Annotated in this window: 2 pseudogenes; both read left to right on the forward strand. The window is 68.7% G+C overall.

Features of this window, described 5'->3' with window-relative positions:
- Positions 1–496, forward strand: a pseudogene (locus ACRDP3_RS10780) (nickel transporter); the annotation flags it as partial.
- 178 nt (positions 497–674) lie between these two features.
- Positions 675–1,650: pseudogene (locus tag ACRDP3_RS10785) on the forward strand (IS256 family transposase); the annotation flags it as partial.

Raw genomic sequence — 1,650 nt, forward strand, 5'->3', positions numbered from 1 at the left:
CGGCAATGGGTATCCCCACCCCCAACCACACGCCCATCCGCACGACACCCCGAACGGCGCGGTCGCCACCCTCACCCGGCCAGCCACCGAACCCGAGCACGACCACTCACATGAGCACAGCCATCCGCATGGGCACAGCCACCCGCCCGTCCGGCGCAACACGCGCCGCGGCCTCATCGGCGTCGGCATCGCCGGCGGCCTCGTACCCAGCCCCTCCGCACTCGTCGTCCTCCTCGGCGCCCTCGCTCTCGGACGTACGGCCTTCGGCGTACTCCTTGTCCTGGGCTACGGACTCGGCATGGCCCTCACCCTCACCGCCGCCGGCCTTCTGCTCGTCCGGGTCCGTGACACGGTCACCGCATCCGGCCGTTTGTCCCGCCTCATCGACTCACGGTCTCTCTCACGACTCACCCGATGGGGCCCCGCACTCACCGCATGCCTCGTCCTTACCGTCGGCCTCGGCCTCACCGCCCGCGCAGCCCTCGGAGCCTCCTGAGGTGGATACGCCCCGGCTTCGTCGGGGCCGCTTGCCACCCTCCCCGGCACCTCCCGGGTCGGGCTGCCCCCCGCTTCACCGCCCTGCTGTGACAGAACGGCGGCGAACGTCCCTCACCTCCACACGATCAATCAGCGCCGCACGGCCTGTGTTCGGGGTCGTCCGTGAGGGGCCGGCGGTGGATGACCAGTTGGTCGGTCAGCTCATCGACCGGGCCCGGTCCGAGGGGATCGCGCTGACCGGTGAGGGCGGGCTGCTGCAGCAGCTGACGAAGACGGTGATCGAGTCCGCGCTGGAGGGCGAGATGAGCGAGATGACCGATCATCTCGGCTACGACAAGCACGACCCGGCGGGAGCCGGGTCGGGGAACTCCCGTAACGGCCACGGCAGCAAGACCGTCACAACCGAGGTCGGGCCGGTTGATGTCGCCGTGCCGCGAGACCGGGCGGGCAGCTTCGAGCCGAAACTGGTGCGCAAGCGGCAGCGCCGCCTGTCGGAAGTGGATGAGATGGTCCTCTCCCTGTCTGCCCGTGGACTGACGCACGGGGAGATCTCCGCGCACCTGGCCGAGGTCTACGGCGCCGAGGCGTCCAAGACCACCATCTCCACGATTACCGACAGCGTGATCGAGGGCATGCACGAGTGGCAGAACCGGCCGGTCTACCCGGTGATCTTCATCGATGCCGTGCACGTGAAGATTCGCGATGGCACGTAGCGAACCGGCCTATCTACGTTGCCCTGCCGTCACTGTCGAGGGCACCCGCGAGATACTCGGACTGTGGGCCGGCGACGGCGGCGAGGGCGCGAAGTACTGGCTCCAGGTGCTGACCGAGATCAAGAACCGCGGCGTCGCGGACGCGTGCATGGTCGTGTGCGACGGGCTCAAGGGTCTACCCGTCGCCATCGGCATGGTCTGGCCCCAGGCCCTGACGCAGACCTGCGTCATTCACCTGCTGCGCGGCTCGTTCCGTTACGGCCCGCCAGCACTGGGAGAAGATCGCCAAGGCGCTCAAGCCGGTCTACACCGCCCCCACGCAGGAAGCCGCCGAGGAACGCTTCCTGGAGTTCACCGAGGCTTGGGGGCAGAAGTACCCCGGAATCGTGAAACTGTGGTCGGACGCCTGGGCCGAGTTCGTGCCCTTCCTCGCCTTCGA

Source organism: Streptomyces sp. (genome assembly GCF_050698815.1).
Classification (GTDB): domain Bacteria; phylum Actinomycetota; class Actinomycetes; order Streptomycetales; family Streptomycetaceae; genus Streptomyces.